This window comes from Bordetella sp. MIP270_01_BMS (genome assembly GCF_054958705.1).
Map to the genome: position 1 here is coordinate 458833 of NZ_CM143297.1, position 21535 is coordinate 480367.

Here is a 21535-nt window from a genome sequence, read left to right on the forward strand (position 1 = left end):
TGCCTTGACCAAGCCCTGAAGTGACGGTGCGCCCCCGGGCCCCCTGCGCCCCGGTCGTCAGGATGCAGCCGCCGACAGGCATGCAGCGTCCTGGTCTGTAAGTCTGTTGGCTTTCAGCCAGGCCTGTGTTTCTTCGGCACCGGCGCGCTTGAGTGTCGCCATGATGGATTCCGCCGGCGTCGTATCGAGCGTCATTTTGTTCTCGCGCATGCGCTGGTAGTTGGCCTGAATTCGCTGTTCCACGTCGGCCCACGAAGCATCAGATACCTTCGCCGCCGCCTCCCCAAGTAGGGCTTGCTGACCTGAGGTAAGGCTATTCCAGGTTGCGGCGTTGATGATCGTGTAGCTGAGCGGTATCGAATAGCTGACCGCGGTGAAGTTGGGCAGATGGGTCCAGAGGCCGCGCCCTGCGCCGCCGTCGCCCGATGTAAGCACGGCGTTCACTTCCCCGGCACCCAACTTCGCCGCCAGCGCGGAATAGGGCATCTGCACGCTCTGGGCACCCACCCGTTCGAATACCGACTTGCTCGTGGCGTCGTAGGTGCGGATCTTCAAGGCCTTGACATCGGCGTCACTGCGCAGCGGTGCAGTGGACCATATCCCCGAAGGCGGCCAGGGTGTGACGTACAGGAGGCGTGCGCCCAAGGCTTGCAGGCGGCTTTCCAGCGCGGGCCGCGCGCAGTCATAGAGCGCTCGGGCCTGCTTGAAGTCTTTGGCGGCGAAGGGCAGGGAAGACAACAGAAACAACGAATCCTTGTTGCCCAGGACACCACCGAACAAGGTGCCCATTTGCACCTCGCCCTCCAGTACGGCGCTGACCTGTTCGTCGCCCTTGTATGGGTTTTGTGCTTCCTGCAGGGTTTCGATGGCGAGGTTGCCATTCGACGCCTGTCGCACCGTCTCGGCGAAACGCAGATCTGCGGCGGCCGTGATCGAGGTTGCGGGGTATTCGTTGATGAGCTGCAGCGTGGTGTCGGCCCAGGCCGGTGCAAACAGCAGTGCTGCACACAAGGCCATGGCGGCGCGGACGCGGTGTTGCGTGCAAGGTGTGGGCATGCGCATCCCCTGAAATTTTTGTCAGTGCTGCCCTGACGTTGTAGCACCGGGGCAACTGCAGGGGTAGCAGGGGAATCACGTAATCGCGTGGCGCCCGAGGCCGCCACGCGAGGCACCTGGAAGCGTTCATGCAGGCCCGCCTGGCGCGCCCGGGGCGCGCCAGGCGGATGCGCCGGTCTGCTATTCCGGCTTGATACCGGCCTTCTTGATGATGTCGCCCCATTTCTTCGCTTCGCTATCCTGGAAGCTGGCCAGTTCCTGCGGGGTTGACGTGGCCGCAGTCGTGCCCGTCGACTTGTAGAACTGCTGCGCGGCAGCGCTTTGCGTTGCTTTGATGAGCAGCTCATTCAGTCTGCTGACCACGGCATCCGGGGTGCCGGCGGGGACATATGCGCCGAACCAGTAGCCCATTTCATACCCGGGAACGCCAGCTTCAGAAATGGTGGGCAGGTCGGGGGCAAGCGGCGAGCGTTCCCCGCCGGTAAAGCCCAGGCCGCGCAATTTGCCGGCTTCTACCTGTGGAAGGCCCGTTGCGCTGTCGGTAATCATCATGTCGATCTGCCCGCCCAGCAGGTCGGTGATTGCAAGCGGATTGCTTTTGTAGGGCACATGCAGCAATTCGACGCCGGCCATTTGCTGCAGCAGCTCGCCCGCGATCCGGCTGCTGGAACTGCCGCTGCCAAAGCTGAGCTTGCCCGGCGATTTTTTGGCCAGTTCCAGGAAATCCTTCACGCTCTTGGCCGATGAAGAGGGGTTCACCACCATGAACTGACCGCCCTTGCCCAGCAGGGTAAGCGGCGCAAAGTCTTTCACCGGGTCGTAAGGCAGCGTCTTGTACAGGTGCTGGTTGGCTGCCTGCGTCGTGTTGGTCGTGATCAGTACCGTGTAGCCGTCCGGCGCTGCACGCGCCGCAGTCTGGGCCCCTATCATGGCGCTGGCCCCGGGCTTGTTTTCGATCACCACCGACTGTCCGGTCTGCTCGGCCAGACCCTGTCCGATGGCCCGGCCCAGTTGGTCCGTGGCGCTTCCCGCGGTGAACGGCACGATGAAGGTAATGGGCTTGGACGGGAAGTCCTGTGCCGCCACGGTCAGCGGCAGCGCCGCTAGCAGGGCGGCCAGCAGTCGTAAGGGTGTGGTGCGCATATGGAGTCTCCTGGTGTTGTTGTGGAACTGCAAAAGCCCCGCCTATGAATCTGTGGGCAAGGCGGGCAATCCTTCGGCGGGCTCGTCTCCGGGAATGTCCGGCAAGCGCCGGGCCAGTTCGGGGGCAACGTCCACCTTCATGTCGAGCAGATGAAACGACAGGCTCTTGCCGTGAGTGTCGAGATTCAGCGCGTCGTTCACGCCGCCGTCCAGCACACCTTCCAGCACGAAATTCATCGCGTGCAGCGTAGGAATCAAATAGCGCGTGACGCGGGTAGGGCGCCGATAGGCAAACCAGGCGGCCACACGGGCTTCGGTGACCTGTTCGGCCAGCACGGCGTAACAGTCCGGATCCCAGGCGATGAGGCTCAGATTGGAAATGTCGCCCTTGTCGCCCGAACGACTGTGCGCAAGACGGTACAGGGGTACCTGCGTTGACGGCAGGCGGACGGTCATGGCGTGTTCTCCATCAAGGTCCAGCCGGCGTTCACGGCTTCGCGCGGAATGGTGCACGACACGGTGTTGAGCCGCGGGCGCAGGGCCGTACGCACGCCGCCGCCGCCGGCAGGGCCGCAGGTATACAGGGCCGTGACTTCGCGCAACAGACGTTCGGCCACTTTCGCATCCGGATGTTCCGCTGCCAGGCGCAGCCTGACATCGCGAGACACGCCCACTGGCCGGCGGTTCAGCAAAGTGCCCTGATCGTCGCCCAGGATGCTCAGCACGCCGATGAGGTCGGTGCGTATCTGCAGCGGGGAGCCCACGCGCCGCCGCACGATGTCCCCAGCCAGGCGTGCGCGGGCTTCCGCCTGTACGCCCGCATAGGAGATCTCAGCCTCGGCGAGCCATCCGCCGCGGTAGCAGACATTGACTTTCAGTTCGGCGGGCCGCGCGTGCCCGGTTACGCCGTGCACTGCCACCCGGTCCGGCCCCAGCACTTCCACGGTGGCCCGGCTCAGATCGGCCACCACATCGGGCGTCAGGTAACGGGCGGGATCATGTACCTCGTAGAGCAGTTGCTCTTTGACGGTTCGCGCATCCACCATGCCACCCGTGTTATCGGCTTTGCCGATGACGAAATTGCCATCGGCGTCGATTTCGGCGATGGGAAAGCCCGCCACGTGCACGTCGGGCACATCTTTCAGCCCCGGCACGCAGAAATAGCCACCGGTGACCTGGGTACCGCATTCGAGCATATGCCCGGCCATGGTGGCGCGTCCCAGGCGCCCCCAGTCATCCGGTGACCACCCGTAATGCGCCAGCACCGGCCCTACGGTCAGCGAGGGGTCGGCCACTCGGCCGGCCACCACGACATCGGCGCCGGCGCGTAACGCCTGGGCGATTTCAGTCGCGCCAAGGTAGGCATTCGCACTGACGATATCGATCGAATCCAGGCGCGGGCCAAGCCGCTCGCGCAACAACGCACGCTGCTCCGGCGCGTTAAGCGCATCGCCGTGCACCACGGCAATGCGGGGCGCGCGCAGGCCCTGTGTGCGTGCCATGGCGGCAATGCAGCGCGCGGCCCCCGGCGGGTTGGCGGCGCCGAAGTTGCCCACGATGCGAATGCCGTGGCTCAGGCAATCGGCCAACACGGGCTCCAGCAGTTCGCGAAGCAGGGGTTCAAAGCCGGCATCCGGGTCGGCGTTGCGCGCCAGTTGCGCCAGCGCCAGGGTGCGTTCGGCCAGCGTCTCGAATATGAGCGTTCCGCCACCGCGCGCAATCAGCGTTTTCACGACGGGTGCCGCGCCGTCCGTGCGATCGCCGGAAAATCCGGTGGCACATCCGACCAATAAGGGATTCACAGCCATGTGTCTGTCCGTCCACGGGCGCGTGGGCGCCTGTACAGGCTTCACTATAGGCAGATGGGGTCAATAAGTTAAATCGAAAAAAAAGATTAATTTATTCAAATTGCGGATTAATTCGTGTGCCGGCGCGCGGCGGCTTGGGTTGATGGCGGTCAACTCTGCCGGCATGGTGCTGTGCGCACAGCCCTGCACGGGAACTTCCGCCTTTCGCAGTTGCCTATTGATGATTACACTTCAATAGTCCAGTCAATCTGACTGTTCTTCCAAGGAACCGGCCCATGAGCAAGCAGATCATCCACACCGACGAGGCTCCCGCCGCGGTCGGCCCGTACTCGCAGGCGGTCGCAGTGACCGGCAGCAAGACGGTGTACCTGTCCGGACAAATCGGGCTCGAGCCCGGCACCGGCGACCTGGTTTCCGAAAACTTTGACGCGCAGGTCCGCCAGGCGTTTGCCAACATGGAGGCCGTCATCAAAGAGGCCGGCGGCACGCTCGACGACATCGTCAAGCTCACCCTGTTCCTGACCGACCTGAACAAGTTCACGGCCGCGAACGCCATCATGGCTGAAATCATTCCGCAGCCGTTCCCGGCGCGTTCTACGGTGGGCGTTGCAAGCCTGCCCAAGGGCGCCCAGTTCGAAGTCGAAGCCATCCTGGTTCTGTAAAGGCGGTCCCGCGCAGTCACCGTCCCACTCCATGCCGGCTACAGTCGCAGCCCGCAAAGCATCCGGCCCGTCCGCCGCCGGGCGCGCGCTGACAGACGTGCAACGCAAGCTGCACAGCCTGGGCCTGGTAACGGCCGACGATTGCGTCCTGCACCTGCCGCTGCGCTACGAAGACGAAACCCGCATCGTTTCGATTGCGTCGCTGCGCCCCGGAGCCTCAGCCCAGGTTGAAGGCGAGATCCTGCGCAGCGAGGTGCTGTACCGTCCGCGCCGACAGCTGACGGCGGTCATGGCTGACGAAACCGGCGAACTGCAACTGCGGTGGTTGAATTTCTATCCAAGCCAGCAGAAGCAGCTGACGGCAGGGCGCCGGCTGCGGGCGCGCGGCGAAGTGCGCGGCGGCCTGTTCGGTCGCGAAATGGTGCATCCCCGCATGAGCAGCGCCGATACCGCGCTGCCGGAGTCACTGACGCCGGTCTACCCCAGCACCGAAGGCCTGTCGCAGCCCTCGTTGCGCAAAGCCATCGCCCAGGCTCTGCTGCAAGCCAATCTGGACGAGACGCTGCCGACTGCCGTGCTCGAGCGCTATGCGCTGATGCCTTTTGCGCCGGCCATCCGACTGCTGCATGCCCCCCCGCCGGGCGTGTCCGAACAAGACCTGGTCGAGCGGGGCCACCCTGCCTGGCGTCGCATCAAGTTCGATGAACTGCTGGCGCAGCAGCTGTCGCTGGCGGCGGCGCGCGCTGCGCGGCGCACCGTCAGGTCGGTGCCCTTGCCCCCCCAGGGCGGTCCGGGCGGCCTTGTGGCGCGCCTGTACCAGGCCTTGCCGTTCCAGCTCACCCAGGCGCAACAGCGGGTCGTGCAGGAAATCTCGGCAGACCTGGGCAAGCCGTATCCCATGCACCGGCTGCTGCAGGGCGACGTAGGCAGCGGCAAAACGGTGGTCGCCGCCATTGCGGCGGCACAGGCCATTGCATGCGGTTCCCAGGTCGCCTTGATGGCGCCCACCGAAATCCTGGCAGAACAGCATTTCCGGAAACTGGTGTCATGGCTGCAGCCGCTCGGCGTCAATGTGGCATGGCTGAGCGGCAGTCTCACCGCCAAGGCGCGCCGCGAGGCGGCCGCCCGTGCTGCAGACGGCAGCGTGCAGCTGGTCGTGGGCACGCAGGCGCTGATCCAGGACCATGTCGAGTTCCATCGGCTGGGCCTGTCCATCGTGGACGAGCAGCATCGCTTCGGAGTAGGGCAGCGACTGGCTCTGACTCGCAAGGGCGAGCTACCGCAGGGCCAGACCGTGCCCCACCAGCTCAATATGAGCGCCACGCCCATTCCCCGCACCCTGGCGATGACTTTCTTCGCCGACCTCGACGTATCGATCATCGACGAATTGCCGCCCGGGCGCACTCCGGTAGTCACCAAATTGGTGTCCGACGCCCGCCGCGACGAAGTCATTGCCCATATCGCTCACGCAGTGCGCGAAGGCCGCCAGGCCTACTGGGTCTGTCCGTTGGTGGAAGAAAGCGAAGCTTTGCAGCTGCAGACAGCCGTCGACACCTACGAAGCCATGCGTGTCGAACTGCCCGACCTCAGGCTGGGCCTGGTGCATGGACGACTTCCCCAGGCCGACAAGGCAGCGGTCATGCAGGCATTTCGCGATGGCGATATCGATCTGCTGGTGGCCACCACCGTCATTGAAGTCGGCGTCGACGTGCCGAATGCGTCGCTGATGGTCATCGAGCATGCCGAGCGATTCGGCCTGGCCCAACTGCACCAGTTGCGCGGGCGGGTAGGGCGCGGCACTGCCGAATCGGTCTGTGTATTGCTCTATCAGACGCCGCTGTCGCAGATCGCACGCCAGCGGCTGCGCGCCATGTTCGAGACCTCTGACGGATTCGAAATCGCCCGCCGAGACCTCGAGCTTCGAGGCCCCGGCGAATTCCTCGGTACCCGACAGTCGGGCATGACCCTGCTGCGCTTCGCCGATCTGGAGTCCGATGTAGGCATCGCTGAACAAGCGCGCGAGGCCGCCGCCTGGCTCAGGACCGAGCATCCCCAAGCGGTCGACGCCCACCTGGCGCGCTGGATGCGCGGTCGTGAAGACTTCCTGCGCACATGATTCTCTTGTTATTTCCCGCTTTCCACAGCCCAGCATCGCAAGGTACGCATCCACATGACACTGACCGAACTCAAGTACATCGTAGCGGTCGCTCGTGAGCGGCACTTCGGCCGGGCGGCCGAAGCATGTTTTGTCAGCCAGCCGACACTGTCGGTGGCCATACGCAAGCTCGAAGACGAACTGGGCGTGACCCTTTTCGAGCGCGGGGGCACCGAAGTCGGCGTCACCGCGATAGGCCAGCGCATCGTGACCCAGGCGCAGAAGGTGCTGGAAGAAAGCGCCAGCATCAAAGAAATAGCGCGCCAGGGGCATGATCCGCTCGCGGGGCCGCTGCGGGTGGGCGTCATTCACACCATCGGGCCTTATCTGCTGCCCCGCCTGGTGCCCATGCAGATTGCCCGCACGCCGCAGATGCCCCTGTTGCTGCAGGAAAACTTCACGCTGAGGCTGGTTGAACTGCTGCGGCAAGGCGAGATTGACTGTGCGATCATGGCCTTGCCCCTGCCCGAGGCGGGACTGGTCACTCAGCCGCTATATGACGAACCCTTCGTGGTGGCGGTGCCCCGCGACCACGAGTGGGCAGACCGCGAGTCCGTCAGTTCAGAAGACCTCAAACAGCAAACTATGCTCTTGCTGGGCACGGGCCATTGTTTCCGCGACCAGGTGCTGGAAGTGTGCCCCGAACTGTCCCGATTCTCGGCCGCCAGCGATGGCATCCAGCGCACCTTCGAAGGCTCATCGCTGGAAACCATACGGCACATGGTGGCGGCGGGCATCGGCGTAACGGTGCTGCCCGTTACGGCGATTCCCGAAACGCGTGAGCCGAAGGCCTTGTTGAAGTACCTGCCTTTCGAAGGGGCCCCCCCCGTACGGCGAGTGGTGCTGGCATGGCGGCGCAGCTTTCCGCGCCTGGCGGCCATCGAGGCCCTCGCCCAAGCCGTATATGAATGCGGGCTGCCGGGGGTAACGATGCTGGACAAAGAGGCCGTCCCGACATGAGCGGGCCGAGTCAAAGGCAAAGCTGGCGCAAGTCAATAATCCATGCGTCTGACTCAAATTTATTTTCTTCCAGTGGTATTCTTGTTCGGTCCCAATCCAGTTAAAAAGGAGCACTTCATGGCCAAGTCGTCCAAAGTTGCCAGCACCACGCCGGTACGCATCAACATCGGTATTTCCGACAAAGACCGTACTGCCATCGCGGCCGAGCTGTCCAAGGTGCTGGCTGACTCCTATACGCTGTACCTGATGACCCACAACTTCCACTGGAATGTCACTGGTCCGCTGTTCAATACCCTGCACCAGATGTTCATGACCCAGTATTCAGAAGAATGGGCGGCGCTGGACGACATCGCCGAACGCATCCGCGCCCTGGGCGTGCACGCTCCGGGCACCTACCGTGAATTCGCCAAATTGTCTTCCATCGCCGAGCCGGCCAAAGTGCCTGACGCGATGGAAATGGTGCGCATGCTGGTCGAGGGCAACGAAGCCGTGTCCAAGACGGCCCGCGCTGCCTTTGATAAGGCCGACGGCGCCAACGACCAGCCCACGGCCGACCTGCTCACCCAGCGCATGGACATTCACGAGAAAAACGCGTGGATGCTGCGCAGCCTGCTTGAATAAGCGCCTCTGATTCGTGTCCGCTGTTCGCCGGCTTCCCTGTGCGGGAAGCCGGTTTCATTTTCGCGGGGCGCAGTACCGTGCTAGCTTCGCTCTGAAAAATCCGCATGATCGCTACCGTTATGACTACCTCCCGTGCACCCTCATGCGTATTGATCACTGGTGCCACTGGAGGCATAGGCAGTGCGCTTGCCCTGGAATACGCGCGAGCGGGAACCCGCACCCTGATCCTGCACGGTCGCAACCGCACACTGTTGGACCAGCTTGCCAGGGAATGCGCTACGCTTGGCGCGCGCATCGTGCTGCATGTGCAGGACGTCCGTGACCACGAGTCTTTGATGGAGTGGCTCGCGGACGTGAGTACAGCCGAGGCGCCCGACCTGGTCATCGCCAACGCTGGCGTCAATATCAACACGGGGCCGGAGCACCAGGGAGAGTCCTGGAGCGATATGCATCGCCTGATTGACGTCAATATCAAGGCCGTCATGGCTACAGCGCATGCGTGTCTACCGGCCATGCGAGCGCGCGGCAGCGGCCAAATCGCGCTGATCAGCTCACTGGCCGCCTGGCGGGGCCTGCCCGACACGCCCAGCTATAGCGCGAGCAAGGCCGCCGTCAAAGTCTATGGCGAGGCCATGCGCGATTCGTTGGCCGCGGCAGGCGTCAGGATCAATGTGGTGATGCCCGGCTACGTAGAGTCGCAAATGTGCGCGGAGATGCCGGGCCCAAAGCCGTTTCTCTGGAAAGCCGACCGAGCAGCGAGGGCGATCCGCCGCGGTCTCGAAAAGAACAAGGCCCGGATCAGTTTTCCATTCCCCTTGAATTTGGGCTGTTTTCTGCTGTCGGTGATACACCCGGCTGTGTCGGGGTGGGTGTTGAAGAGGCTGGGCTACCGCTATGGTTGAGGCACTCGGGAAGGTCGCCCCCCCTTTCCTGGGAGGTTTGGGCCTCACGTGGTTCCTGGAATGCCTGCTCACCCCGCGCCCGCGGGCGCCCTGGCACAGGCCCCGTGCAGCGGTCGTCACACACGTAGCCATATGGACCATCGGGTTTGGGCTGGAGCTCATCCTGTTCAGCCGCCCCTACGTCGCAATGGCCAACCTGCTCGCCCTACTGGTCTTGCTGATGCTGGTGAACAACGCAAAGTTCCGGGCGCTACGCGAGCCATTTGTCTTTCCGGACTTCGAATATTTCCTGGATGCGCTACGGCACCCACGCCTTTATCTTCCGTTCTTGAGCGTGCCGCTGGCGGTTGGTGCGGCAGCCGGTTATGGGGCGGCAATGTGGCTGGGGCTGACGCTGGAACCCTCCCTGACATCCGGCTCCATCCCTGCCGGCACGTTCTACGCGTTGTCGATCGGCCTGGCGGTGGTGGGGTTTGCCGTGGCACGGTGGTCGGTCAGGCGCGTGCGCGTATCGTTCGAGGCGGTGCAAGACCTGCGTGACCTGGGCCTTGTTGCCACGTTGTGCAGCTATGCCTATCACGAGCGCCAGCCGGCGGCGCGTATTGCCAGGCGCTCACGCTTTGCGGGCTCGTCCGTCAAGCCTTCCGGCGCCGCCAGCCAGCCCGGCAGGCCCCGCGACCTGGTCTGCATACAAAGCGAGTCGTTTTTCGATGTTCGTCGCGCCTATCCGGCAGTGCGCGCGCCGGTGCTCGAAAACTACGACCGTCTGTGCCGGGAATCGCTTTGCCATGGCCGGCTCAGGGTGGGCAGTTGGGGGGCAAACACCGTGCGCACCGAGTTCGCATTCTTTTCGGGGATGCACGATGCAGACCTGGGCATCCATCGGTTCAACCCATATCGGCGCCTCGCCCAGACGCCGGTGCCGACCTTTGCCTCGCATCTGCGCAGCCTGGGCTACCGCACGATCTGCATACATCCCTACCATGCCAGTTTCTACCAGCGCCATAAGGTGCTGCCGAACCTGGGCTTTGACGAGTTCATCGATATTTCGGCATTTCGCGAGGCGCATCGTTGCGGTCCGTACGTCGGTGATATTGCGCTGGCCGAGTTTGCGGTTCGCTTCCTGCAAGAAGACGACGAGCGCGCGCGGCCGCTGTACCTGCATATCATCACCATGGAAAATCACGGGCCGCTGCATTGGGAAAAAGTGGCCGCGGCCGATGCCCATGCTGTGCTGAACGGGCCGCTGCCGGCCGGATGCGACGATCTCGTCGCCTACGCGAGGCACTTGCGCAATGCCGATGCCAGTTTTCTAACCTTGAGCCAGGCGCTGCAGGCACGCAAAAGGGCGGGCCTGCTGTGCATATATGGCGACCATGTACCCATAATGCCCGATGTATACGCCAAGTTCGGCTATCCGGATGGCATGACGGACTACCTGGTCTGGGCGCCCGACCAGACCCGCGCCGGGCCCCGGCGGGATATTCCCATCCAGGATCTGGCGGACATATTATTGCGGCAACTTTAGCCTGCCACCTGGCCCACGCCGACGCCCGGCGGCGCCGAAACTGCCCGCTGCAGCAGGCCTTGTGATCCTTGGCGCAGCTTCGCCAGCGTTCCGGCGTCCTGGCTCACGCGAACGATGGCCTCTGTCCAGAGCCTGGGGCTATTTGCCAGCAGCAGGCCGGATTCCCCGTGCGACACCATCTCGTCGTAGGGCGCCGAGTTTGTATAGATGCCTGCCGCCCTGCAGCGAGCGATATCGAATACTTTGGTATACGAGCGGCTCTTATTGAACGGAGACTTCAATAACGGAGCCAGGCCGATATGGCCATCCAACGTGCGGCAGTACCGGATATAGTTTTCCCACGACATCGGGTGCAGGATGCGCGTGCGCGGCAGGCCGCGATAGCGCACGTTTACGTCATGGTTGCCGATAATCTCGAACTGAAGATGCGGGCACCGATCCAGCGCCTCGGCCACCACGGGAAGCAGCCAGTCGATTTCGGCGGCGTGGGCGGCCGAACCGTGATAGAAAAGCCGCACGGGCGACTGTGCATCATCTGTGCGCAGATCGTCCTTCATCGGGCGCGGCGATACGATCCGGGCATTCTTGAACGCGTAAGCGTCACGCAAAGCCTGTGTCGAAAACCAGTATTCGGCCGTGAGCTGCTGGATGTCCGAAATAAAGGGGCGGCAATATTTATTGAGCTTTTTTATGTAAGTTTTAGGTAATCCGGCCCAATGCGCGGGCTGTAACAGGTCGTCGTCCATAAAGTAAACGACGGTGGCCAGCAACCCGCGGCGAGCGTTCAGTGCGCGCATCCAGGCGGGGTTCATATAGCGTACTATGACGACCCCCGTTCCCTGGGCGAGATCATCAGGGCAGGGGGAATCCTTGTCCAGATCCCTTGCGAGGATGGGTAGTCCGGTCGCTGCCAATTGTGGATAAATGTAATAATCAGTCGACGGATTAGCACCTTGTTGCAGCACGAGCCAACGTTGCACCGTATGCTGTGCGGCCCGACCCGAGGCCGGTTTGCGCCATAAGCGGTTAAGTAGCGTAAGGACCACAACGTTTACCGTAGCTGAAAAACAAAGGTGTTACTGTACCGTGCGAAACATCGTAGCGGTGTACGTGACGCGCTCTTATTGACTGGCACATGGGTAATTTTCAACGTAACCGAACAAAATGACACTACTTGTTACTGGCGGTGCGGGATTCATTGGCGGCAACTTCGTTCTGGACTGGCTCGCCTCTTCTGATGAAAAAATCATCAATCTGGATAAACTGACCTATGCGGGCAACCCGGCCACGCTGGCCACATTGAACGATGATGCGCGGCACGTGCTGGTGCAGGGTGACATAGGCGACAAAGATCTCGTCACGGCCTTGCTCCGCGAGCATCAGCCCCGAGCTGTTGTGAACTTCGCGGCGGAATCCCATGTGGACCGTTCCATACACGGCCCGGGCGATTTCATTCAAACCAATATCGTCGGCGTGTTCAACCTGCTGGAGGCGACGCGCGATTATTTCGCTTCGCTATCGCCGCAACTTCAGGCGGATTTCCGATTCCTGCATGTGTCCACAGACGAGGTATATGGGTCACTGGGGCCAGAAGACGCGCCTTTTACCGAGCAGAATCCATACGAGCCCAATAGTCCGTATTCGGCGTCGAAGGCGGCATCCGATCACTTGGTGCGGGCTTGGCACCACACGTACGGACTGCCGGTGATCACCACGAATTGTTCCAACAATTACGGCCCTTACCATTTTCCCGAGAAACTGATTCCGCTGGTGATTCTGAACGCGCTGGCGGGCAAGCCATTGCCTATTTATGGCGACGGCCAGCAGATTCGCGACTGGCTTTATGTCAAAGACCACTGCAGTGCCATACGGTGCGTATTAAACGGTGGCGAACCGGGTCAAACCTACAATATTGGCGGCTGGAACGAGAAATCCAACCTGGAAGTCGTGCATACGATCTGCGCATTGCTTGACGAGTTGCAGCCTCGGCAAGACGGGGCTGCGTACTCTGCGCAGATTACCTTCGTTGCCGACCGCCCGGGGCACGATCGTCGCTACGCCATCGACGCCACCAAAATCCAGCGTGAATTGGACTGGTTTCCGGCGGAAACCTTTGAGACCGGCATACGCAAGACGGTGCAGTGGTATCTGGATAACCAGGAATGGGTCGAAGGGGTGGTCAGCGGCTCTTATCGCGACTGGGTAAACAAACAATATGGCGCCTGACGGATCATGAAGATTCTTGTGACGGGTAAGAATGGTCAGGTGGGTTTCGAGCTGCAACGCAGCCTGTCCGTAATCGGCCAGGTGGTGGCGACTGATCGCGCCGAATGTGATCTAGCCGTACCGGAAAGTGTGCGCGCGTGCGTGCGCCAGCATCAACCCGATGTCATAGTCAACGCTGCAGCCTATACGGCGGTAGACAAAGCCGAGCAAGAGCCCGAACTCGCCGACCGAATCAATGGACAAGGCCCGGGCGTACTGGCGGCAGAAGCCGAAAAGATCGGCGCATTGCTGGTTCACTACTCTACAGACTACGTATTCGATGGCGCCAAGCACGGGTGGTACGACGAAGACGATCCGGTCAGCCCTCAAAGCGCGTACGGGCGCAGCAAGTTGGCCGGCGAACAGGCGGTTCGGCAAGCCACCGGCAAACATGTCATCCTGCGCACCAGTTGGGTATATGGCGCGTACGGCCTGAACTTCATGAAAACCGTGCTGCGTTTGATACGCGAGCGCGACTCGCTGGGCATCGTCGCAGATCAGTTCGGTGCGCCAACCGGCGCCGCGCTGATTGCCGACACGACGGCGCATATCGTGGCCGAATATGCCAACCAGGCATTGCGACCTGGCGGTGGGCGCCAGTTTCCGTTCGGCACATATCATCTGGCAGCCGCAGGAGAAACCTCGTGGCACGGATATGCATGCCTGGTTTCGCAATTGGCGCGCGACGCAGGCTATGCATTGAAGCTGCAACCCGACCAGATTCGCGCGATTTCCACGGCCGACTATCCGCTGCCTGCTCCCCGGCCGGCCAACTCCCGGCTGAATACGGCAAAGCTGCGCGAGGCGTTCAAGCTCGAATTGCCGGCATGGCAGGCCGGCGTGCGGCAAGCCATGCAGTTGATTGCGGGGCAAGTGAAAATCTAGGAAACGACATCCATGAAGAAGCGCAAAGGTATTATCCTGGCCGGCGGGTCCGGTACCCGCCTGTATCCAGCGACTCTGGCGGTTTCAAAACAGTTGCTGCCGGTGTATGACAAGCCGATGATCTATTATCCGCTCAGCACACTGATGCTGGCGGGCATCCAGGACGTACTGATCATTTCCACCCCGCAGGATACGCCGCGATTCGAGCAACTGCTGGGAGACGGCGCGCGTTGGGGCATGAACCTGCAGTATGCGGTACAACCCAGCCCGGACGGGTTGGCGCAGGCGTTTCTCATCGGCGAGCGCTTTCTCGACGGGGCGCCGTCTGCCCTGGTGCTGGGCGACAACATTTTCTATGGCCACGATTTTGCCAAGTTGCTCGAGCGGGCCGGCGAACGCGAGAAAGGCGCCACGGTGTTCGCGTATCACGTGCAAGACCCCGAACGTTATGGCGTGGTCGAATTCGATAAGTACGGCCGGGCACTGAGCCTCGAAGAAAAGCCGATTTCCCCGCGATCGAACTACGCAGTCACGGGCCTGTATTTCTATGATGCGCGGGTGGTGGATATTGCCAAGTCCATCCGGCCTTCCGCGCGCGGCGAACTGGAAATCACGGACGTGAATCGAACTTACCTGGACCAGGACCAACTCGACGTCGTGACAATGGGACGAGGGTATGCCTGGCTCGATACGGGCACTCATGAGTCAATGCTTGAAGCCGGCCAGTTCATCGCCACCATCGAGGCGCGCCAGGGGCTTAAAGTGGCCTGCCCGGAAGAAATTGCCTATCGGTTGGGGTACATCGACGCGTCGCAACTGACGCGGTTGGCCGACCCCCTGAAGAAAAACGGCTATGGCCAGTATTTGTTGAATGTTTTGGCAGAGGTGCAGCTTTGAACGCCATCGACACCGCAATCCCCGACGTCAAGATCTTTGAGCCTGCGGTATTTGGCGACGCGCGCGGCTTTTTCTTTGAAAGCTTCAATCAACGCAAGTTCGACGACGCGGTCGGCCGCAAGGTCGATTTCGTGCAGGATAATCATTCGCGCTCTACGCGAGGCGTGCTGCGAGGCCTGCATTACCAGCTGCCGCCGCATGCGCAAGGCAAGCTCGTGCGTGTGGTGTCGGGCGAGGTTTATGACGTAGCCGTCGATATTCGTCGCAGTTCGCCCACCTTCGGCAAATGGGTCGGCGTGACGCTATCAGCCGAGAATAAGCGCCAGCTATGGATTCCTGAAGGCTTTGCGCACGCTTTCATGGTGCTGTCCGACACTGCCGATTTCTTGTACAAGACGACCGACTTCTGGGCCAAGGACGCCGAGTGTTCCATCATCTGGTCCGATCCGCAGCTGGCCATAGACTGGCCGCGTGACATTTCCCCTGTGTTGTCCGATAAGGACGCGCAAGCGCATAGCTTCGCCGAAGCCGAGATGTTCGACTGATGAAGGCAAGGGGTCGTGCGCTGTCGCACTGAGCCCGCCAACGGCGTGCCCATATGAGCTCTTCGCGCCTGATCGTGCTGTCCGCCGGCATGCGGCGGATGGAGGCGTTGCCCACGTTGCTCGACGAGTTCGAGCTGGTGTTCGGCAAGCCTTCCCACCCTTTGCCTACGGATACGGTTCTGGCGTGGGGCCAGCGGCCAAGCGCCGGGCACGCCCGTCGTTATGCCGCGCTGCATGGGCTTGCCATGCTGCACATCGAAGACGGGTTTCTTCGATCGGTGGGGTTGGGGCAGCATGACCCGGCGCTTTCCATCATCGTCGATGACATAGGGCTGTACTTGGATTCGAACGGGCCGTCGCGCCTTGAAGCGCTGATCCGGCAGCCGCTTGACGGTTCGCAGCTGACTCGCGCCCGGGCGTTGGCGGCTGCGTGGCGGGAAAGTCGCGTTTCCAAATACAACCATGCTCGCGACGCCGAAAGCCGTCTTCCATCGAACTACGTGCTGGTGGTTGACCAGACGCACGGCGACGCGTCGATCAGCGCCGGCGGCGCTACCGTTCGCAGCTTCCAGGCCATGCTGGAAGCGGCCCTGGCCGAATATCCGGACAGCACCGTTCTTGTAAAGGTTCATCCCGATGTTGTATCCGGTCGCAAGAAGGGCCATTTCGATATCGGGGAATTGCGAGCCCGGGCCAGGGTGCAGGTGCTTGAGCGCGACATGCACATTGCGAGCCTGCTGCCGCAGGCAAGGGCCGTATATGTCGTGACATCCCAAGTGGGATTCGAAGCCTTGCTGTGGGGTAGGCCGGTACGCGTTTTTGGCAAGCCTTTCTACGCTGGCTGGGGGCTTACGCACGACGAACACGACGATTTTTCGCGTCGGGCGGCTGTCCCCTTCGAGCAGCTGGTTCACGGGGCCTTGATCGGATACAGCCGGTACGTCGACCCCGAGACCGGCGTGCGTTGTGAAGTCGAACGTGTTCTTGACTGGCTGGCCCTGCAACGCCGGATGCGCCAGCGGTTTGACTCCCATGTCACGGCGGTGGGTTTCTCGGCCTGGAAAAAGCCATTTGTGCGAGACTTCTTCGCCGGCAGTACCGTGCGGTTCGTGCGCAACGTGCGGGGCGTCCGGCCGGGCGGCAGCGTGGCGGTATGGGGGCGCAAGCACGACGAAGCATTGAGCAGGTTGCGTCAAGGCGCAAGGCAGCCGGGAACGGTCATCCGACTGGAAGACGGCTTCATTCGTTCCGTGGGGCTGGGGGCCGACCTGATACGCCCGCTGTCGTGGGTGCAGGACGACTGCGGCATTTACTACGACGCGACGTCCGAATCCCGCCTGGAGCGGCTGTTGCGCGACGCGCACTTTCACGACGCGTTGATCACGCGTGCCGCGGCATTGCGTCGCGCCATCCTGGCGTCGGGAATCACCAAGTACAACCTGAAAGGCCGAGCGGCCTGGACCAGGCCGGCCGCGGCAGGGCGGGTCATACTGGTGCCCGGGCAGGTCGAAAGCGACGCGTCCATCCAGTTTGGCGCGTCGCGCATACGGCAGAACCTGTCGCTCTTGAAGTTGGTGCGGGAACTCAATCCAGACGCGTATGTGCTGTACAAACGTCATCCGGACGTGCAGGCAGGCCTGCGATCGCCCGGCGCCGGCGAGGCAGCTGCCATCGACTGGTGCGACGAAGTGATCGACGATGCAAGCTTTCACGACTTGCTGGGCGCAGTCGATGAAGTACATGTGCTGACGTCGCTGGCGGGCTTCGAAGCGCTGCTGCGGGAAGTGCCCGTGACGACCTACGGGCAGCCCTTTTATGCTGGCTGGGGGCTGACCCGCGACCTTGGGCTTGCCGATGAAGTACGCGCTCGCCGTTCTCGGCGGCTGAGTCTGGATGAGCTCGTGGCGGCGACGCTGATCCTGTACCCCAGCTATGTCAGCCGAAAAACGCATCGATTCACCACACCCGAAGGCGCGCTGCGCGAGCTGCAGGAATGGCGCAGCGAGCCTGGCGCCCCGACAGGGGCTTGGCGACGCCTGGTCGCCAAGCTGTTTCGCAAACGTTAGTTGGTAGACGTGGGTTTGGCGAACTGCGCCACCCAATAGGCCGTGGACTTGTCCCGGTTTTCGTTCGTTCCCAAGGAATTGTCCGTGCCGGCCTTCCATTCATTGCGAATGCGATGTGCCAGGGCTTTGCCAAACTCGACGCCCCATTGGTCAAACGGGTTGATGCCCCAGATCAGCGCCTGTACGAACACCTTATGTTCGTACAGCGCCACCAAGGCGCCCAAGGCGAAAGGCGAAAGGCGTGGCAGCACGATCAAATTCGACGGGCGGCCGCCGGGGTGGCACTTGTGCTGCGCCAGCCACTGGCGCTTCTCCAGGTCGGCATCCTGATTCTCGCTTAGCGCCATTTCGTACGATTTGCCGGTGAGAAGCGCTTCTCGTTGTGCCAGGCAATGTGCCAGCAGTTGCTGGTGATGGTCGGCCCACCCGTGGTCGGCCTGCTGGCAAACGATGAAGTCCACGGGCGCGCCGTCGGTGCCCTGATGCAGCCATTGGAAGAACGTATGCTGGGCATCGGTGCCGGGCATGCCCCAGACCAGGGGGCCCGTCGGCACCGTGACAGGGCGGCCTGCGACGTCCACCGATTTGCCCAGCGACTCCATTTCCAACTGCTGCAAATAGGGCACCAGGTAGAAAAGCCGCGAGTCATATACCGCCAGGTTCAGTGAGCTGTAGTCGCGTACGCTGCGGTTGGCGACGCCGGTTAGCGCCATCTGTACCGGCGCATTTTCGGAAATTGGCGCGGTACGGAAGTGATCGTCCATGACGGCGGCGCCAGCCAGCATGCCCCCGACGACATCCACGCCCACGGTAAGGGCCGTAGCCAGGCACACGGACGACCACAATGAAAACCGTCCGCCCACCCATTCCCAGAAAGGGAAGATGTTGCCGGGGGGAATACCCATCTCTTGCGCCAGATCGGGTCGGCAGGTGATGGCCACTACGTGTTCGTAGGCGTTGGGCACGCCGGCCGCGCTGAGCCATTCCACGGCGCGGCGGAAATTTTCCAGCGTTTCGGCCGTCGTGAAAGATTTGGACACCACCACCACAAGGGTTTCATGAGGATCCAGGCCGGAGATGCCGCTTTCTATCGCATGGCCATCAATGTTGGACACAAATCGGATGTCGCGCCACGAGCGCCGGTATCCAAAGGCCGCAGCCAATAGCCGGGTGCCCCAGTCACTACCGCCAATGCCGATGTGTAACACGCTTTGCCAGCGACGTTCGGTGTCGGCCTGCTGGACAAACGCAAGAAGCCGGGCCCGCTCTTTTGCCACTTCCGCGACGGGCGACGGGGCCCGCAACATGGTGTGCCAGGCGGCACGGCCCTCTGTGGGGTTGACGACTTCACCATTAAACAGCGCCGCACGGGCCCGCTCGAAGCTACGCGCTTCCAATAGCCGCTTGCACGCGCCATCCAATTCTTCGCTGTGCGGCTGTGCGCTTACATCAATTTTTAAGCCGGCCGCTTCCAGAATGCGCAGTGAATTTACGCCTATTTTTGCGGCTTGCGCCGCATGGGCAAAGTCCTGCCATTCGGGGAGTTCTGTGAGCGGGGGCGGAAACGAAGTGGCCAAAAAAAACTCCTTTTATCGCTGTAATCTTTGTAAAACGTGTAATAGTTAATTATTGAAACATTTACCGGTAATAAGCGTGTACTGATTGGGCTACTATTCTATGCCTCCTTTACCGCACCGCAACAACGCAATACTGTTACCGCTTACTATCCATTTGACGAAGGCGACATATGAAACCCGTACGTAAGGCTGTTTTTCCTGTGGCTGGCATGGGCACTCGCTTCTTGCCAGCGACGAAAGCCATGCCGAAAGAGATGCTGCCGATCGTCGATAAGCCGCTGATTCAGTATGCCGCCGAAGAGGCCGTCGCGGCCGGCATCACCGAGTTAATTTTTGTTACCGGACGCAATAAACGGGCGATAGAAGACCATTTCGACTCCATGCCCGAGCTGGAGCGTGAGTTGGAAGCCAAAGACAAGTTGCAACAACTTGAGTTGGTGCGCAACATCTTGCCGTCACATGTCAAGTGCATTTATATCCGACAGCCGGCGCCGCTGGGCCTGGGGCACGCGGTGCTCTGCGCCGCGCCTATTGTGGGCAATGAGCCCTTTGCCGTACTGTTGGCAGATGACCTGATTGACGCGCGTATTCCCGCTACCCGCCAATTGGTGCAAATTGCGCATTCGTGCGGCGGTAGCGTCCTGGGAATCCAGCAGGTAGACAGGCAGGAAACCCGAAAGTACGGGATTATCAGCGGCACGAAAACCGACGAGTGCACCTGGCGGGTGGATTCCATGGTTGAAAAACCGCACCCGGAAGACGCCCCGACGACCCAGGCCGTCGTAGGAAGGTACGTGCTGGAACCGCAGATATTCGAGTACCTTGAGTCGACGCGGCCGGGCGCTGGCGGGGAAATCCAGCTCACCGATGGTATCGCTGCCATGCTCAAACAGCGGCCGGTGTTTGCTTACCAATACGAGGGCACCCGCTACGATTGCGGAAACAAGCAGGGGTTTTTCTCTGCCACGGTGGCTTTGGGCAAGAAGTACCACGAACTGGCCTGATTACTCGCTTGAAAGAGGTAACGATTTTCCCTCTGGATGAGGCTTGGCATGTGTGAGAGCACGGCCTGTACAACATAATTAAAACGGTATGGCTCGACGCATACGGGGAGTTTCGTTCGCTTTTCTTCAGGGCGTGCGCTCGCCTTTTTTTTCGCGACTCGGTATGCGACTGGCGCGCGACGGCGCGCGAGTCCATAAAGTCAATTTCACGGGCGGGGATGACGCGTTTTGGCCCCGCTCCTTGCCCAGCGTTGCTTACCGCGACCCTCCAGAGGGGCTTGAGTCTTTTTACGAAGATTATTTTTCCAGGAACGAGATCACCGATGTCGTGCTGTTCGGCGATAGCCGGCGCATCCATCGAACTGCCATCGAGGTATGCCAGCGGAACAACCTTCACGTCCACGTTTTCGAAGAAGGCTACTTCCGTCCGTACTGGTTCACGCTTGAGCGAGATGGGGTGAATGTCAACTCGCGCCTTCCCCGTGAGCCGGACTGGTACCGCCAGGCCGGCAAACTGGTGCCCCGGTATGGCAATGGGCAAACGTTCAAGTCGTCGTTTTACGCCCGCGCCTGGCATGATGTGGTCTATAACGCCCACGGTTTGCGAGACCGCTGGGCGTATCCGGGCTATTGCTCCCATGCTACGCATTCGGCGTGGCTCGAGTATGGCGGTTATGTACGCCGGGCCCTGAAGCTGCAAAGGCGCCAGCGCAAAGATGCGCAGCAGATTTCCAACCTGGTCCAGCAAGACAAGCGTTTTTATCTGCTTGCCCTGCAACTGAACAGCGACTCGCAGATTCAGCAGCATTCCGACTTCAAGCACATGGACGACCTCATCAATCGGGTGTTGCCGTCGTTCGCGATGCATGCGCCGTCGGACGCGCAGTTGGTCGTAAAAAATCACCCGCTGGATCCCGGTATCGACGACCATGAGCTGACCGTGCTCAATCTGGCATGGCGCCTGGGCATTCAGGATCGCGTCATATTCCTGGAATCAGGACACTTGCCCACGCTGCTGAGTCACGCGGCAGGGGTGGTGGTGGTCAATAGCACCGTCGGCGGCTCCGCATTGGTCCATGCCCGTCCCACGATCGCGCTGGGGCAGGCGCTTTACGATATGGCGGGGCTGACATTTCAGCGGGGGCTGGACGCGTTCTGGAAGGAAGGCGAGCCGCCCGACATGGGCCTGTTCAACCGGTTTCGCAACGTGGTCATCCACACCACGCAGGTCAACGGAGGCTTTTATACAAAGCCCGGCATCCAGATGGCCGTTCAGAATGCCGTAGGGCGTTTGCTAAGCGACAGGTCGCCATTGGAGGAGCTGCAGCACGCTATCTAGATAACGTATCGAGATATAACGCGACGCGGGTGGCGCGCAACGTTCAGCAATATCCCGGGCGGTAACGTCACGCTCCCTGCAACAGAGAATTGATACCCTGATGGCTTCGTTCAGTGATCACG

The 21535-nt window shown here is 61.5% G+C and carries 19 protein-coding genes; 13 read left to right on the forward strand and 6 right to left on the reverse strand.

Annotation, left to right across the window (positions count from 1 at the left end; all coding sequences use genetic code 11):
* Positions 1 to 57 precede the first annotated feature (57 nt).
* The 4 genes from ACV17W_RS02170 to ACV17W_RS02185 all read right to left on the reverse strand — a co-directional run bounded on the left by ACV17W_RS02170 (position 58) and on the right by ACV17W_RS02185 (position 4007).
* Positions 58 to 1056: a TRAP transporter substrate-binding protein gene (locus tag ACV17W_RS02170; protein ID WP_462594824.1), complete on the reverse strand. Its 999-nt coding sequence runs from the start codon at positions 1054 to 1056 to the stop codon at positions 58 to 60.
* A 180-nt stretch (positions 1057 to 1236) separates the two neighbouring features.
* Entirely contained in the window at positions 1237 to 2199 is a 963-nt protein-coding gene (locus ACV17W_RS02175; RefSeq protein WP_462594825.1) for a Bug family tripartite tricarboxylate transporter substrate binding protein, read from the reverse strand.
* Positions 2200 to 2241: 42 nt separating this feature from the next.
* Positions 2242 to 2655, reverse strand: coding sequence for an AtuA-related protein (locus tag ACV17W_RS02180; protein ID WP_462594826.1), 414 nt, complete (start codon positions 2653 to 2655; stop codon positions 2242 to 2244).
* Positions 2652 to 4007 carry an acyclic terpene utilization AtuA family protein gene (locus ACV17W_RS02185; protein WP_462594827.1) on the reverse strand — a complete coding sequence of 452 codons (1356 nt, stop codon included), beginning with the start codon at positions 4005 to 4007 and terminating at the stop codon, positions 2652 to 2654. Before ACV17W_RS02185 ends, ACV17W_RS02180 begins: the two co-directional genes overlap by 4 nt.
* Before the next feature lie 275 nt (positions 4008 to 4282).
* Between ACV17W_RS02185 and ACV17W_RS02190 the strand changes: the two genes are divergently transcribed.
* From ACV17W_RS02190 to ACV17W_RS02215, 6 genes are all read left to right on the forward strand, one after another.
* Positions 4283 to 4669: a Rid family detoxifying hydrolase gene (locus ACV17W_RS02190; protein ID WP_462594828.1), complete on the forward strand. Its 387-nt coding sequence runs from the start codon at positions 4283 to 4285 to the stop codon at positions 4667 to 4669.
* 31 nt (positions 4670 to 4700) lie between these two features.
* Entirely contained in the window at positions 4701 to 6785 is a 2085-nt protein-coding gene (gene recG, locus ACV17W_RS02195) for an ATP-dependent DNA helicase RecG (RefSeq protein WP_462594829.1), read from the forward strand.
* A 54-nt stretch (positions 6786 to 6839) separates the two neighbouring features.
* Positions 6840 to 7784: a LysR substrate-binding domain-containing protein gene (locus ACV17W_RS02200; protein ID WP_462594830.1), complete on the forward strand. Its 945-nt coding sequence runs from the start codon at positions 6840 to 6842 to the stop codon at positions 7782 to 7784.
* Positions 7785 to 7901: 117 nt separating this feature from the next.
* Positions 7902 to 8405 carry a Dps family protein gene (locus ACV17W_RS02205; RefSeq protein ID WP_462594831.1) on the forward strand — a complete coding sequence of 168 codons (504 nt, stop codon included), beginning with the start codon at positions 7902 to 7904 and terminating at the stop codon, positions 8403 to 8405.
* 119 nt (positions 8406 to 8524) lie between these two features.
* Entirely contained in the window at positions 8525 to 9307 is a 783-nt protein-coding gene (locus tag ACV17W_RS02210) for an SDR family NAD(P)-dependent oxidoreductase (protein WP_462596430.1), read from the forward strand.
* Positions 9300 to 10835 (forward strand): LTA synthase family protein, encoded by a 1536-nt coding sequence (locus tag ACV17W_RS02215; RefSeq protein WP_462594832.1) that lies wholly within the window; start codon positions 9300 to 9302, stop codon positions 10833 to 10835. Before ACV17W_RS02210 ends, ACV17W_RS02215 begins: the two co-directional genes overlap by 8 nt.
* Here ACV17W_RS02215 and ACV17W_RS02220 read toward each other — a convergent pair.
* Positions 10832 to 11815, reverse strand: a complete 984-nt coding sequence (locus ACV17W_RS02220) for a glycosyltransferase family protein (protein WP_462594833.1) — start codon at positions 11813 to 11815, stop codon at positions 10832 to 10834. The genes ACV17W_RS02215 and ACV17W_RS02220 overlap by 4 nt on opposite strands.
* Positions 11816 to 11999: 184 nt before the next feature.
* On the opposite strand from ACV17W_RS02220, the gene rfbB reads away from it, so the two are divergent.
* The 5 genes from rfbB to ACV17W_RS02245 are packed head-to-tail and all read left to right on the forward strand — an operon-like array spanning position 12000 to position 17493.
* Complete coding sequence (rfbB, locus tag ACV17W_RS02225) at positions 12000 to 13061, forward strand: dTDP-glucose 4,6-dehydratase (protein WP_462594834.1); 1062 nt, start codon at positions 12000 to 12002, stop codon at positions 13059 to 13061.
* 6 nt (positions 13062 to 13067) lie between these two features.
* Positions 13068 to 13985, forward strand: coding sequence for a dTDP-4-dehydrorhamnose reductase (gene rfbD, locus ACV17W_RS02230; protein ID WP_462594835.1), 918 nt, complete (start codon positions 13068 to 13070; stop codon positions 13983 to 13985).
* Positions 13986 to 13997: 12 nt separating this feature from the next.
* Positions 13998 to 14882 (forward strand): glucose-1-phosphate thymidylyltransferase RfbA, encoded by an 885-nt coding sequence (gene rfbA / locus ACV17W_RS02235; RefSeq protein WP_462594836.1) that lies wholly within the window; start codon positions 13998 to 14000, stop codon positions 14880 to 14882.
* Positions 14879 to 15427 (forward strand): dTDP-4-dehydrorhamnose 3,5-epimerase, encoded by a 549-nt coding sequence (rfbC, locus tag ACV17W_RS02240; protein WP_462594837.1) that lies wholly within the window; start codon positions 14879 to 14881, stop codon positions 15425 to 15427. Before rfbA ends, rfbC begins: the two co-directional genes overlap by 4 nt.
* 53 nt (positions 15428 to 15480) lie before the next feature.
* On the forward strand, positions 15481 to 17493 hold the full coding sequence (locus ACV17W_RS02245) for a capsular polysaccharide biosynthesis protein (protein ID WP_462594838.1): 2013 nt from the start codon (positions 15481 to 15483) through the stop codon (positions 17491 to 17493).
* Here ACV17W_RS02245 and pgi read toward each other — a convergent pair.
* Positions 17490 to 19070: a glucose-6-phosphate isomerase gene (gene pgi / locus ACV17W_RS02250; protein ID WP_462594839.1), complete on the reverse strand. Its 1581-nt coding sequence runs from the start codon at positions 19068 to 19070 to the stop codon at positions 17490 to 17492. The two genes, ACV17W_RS02245 and pgi, sit on opposite strands and share 4 nt — an antisense overlap.
* A 170-nt stretch (positions 19071 to 19240) precedes the next feature.
* Here pgi and galU point away from each other — a divergent pair, with 170 nt between their 5' ends.
* Both galU and ACV17W_RS02260 read left to right on the forward strand, forming a co-directional pair.
* A complete protein-coding gene (gene galU, locus ACV17W_RS02255; RefSeq protein WP_462594840.1) occupies positions 19241 to 20074 on the forward strand; it encodes a UTP--glucose-1-phosphate uridylyltransferase GalU in 834 nt (277 codons plus the stop codon).
* Positions 20075 to 20315: 241 nt separating this feature from the next.
* Entirely contained in the window at positions 20316 to 21413 is a 1098-nt protein-coding gene (locus tag ACV17W_RS02260; RefSeq protein ID WP_462594841.1) for a capsule biosynthesis protein, read from the forward strand.
* The last annotated feature ends 122 nt before the right edge of the window (positions 21414 to 21535 follow it).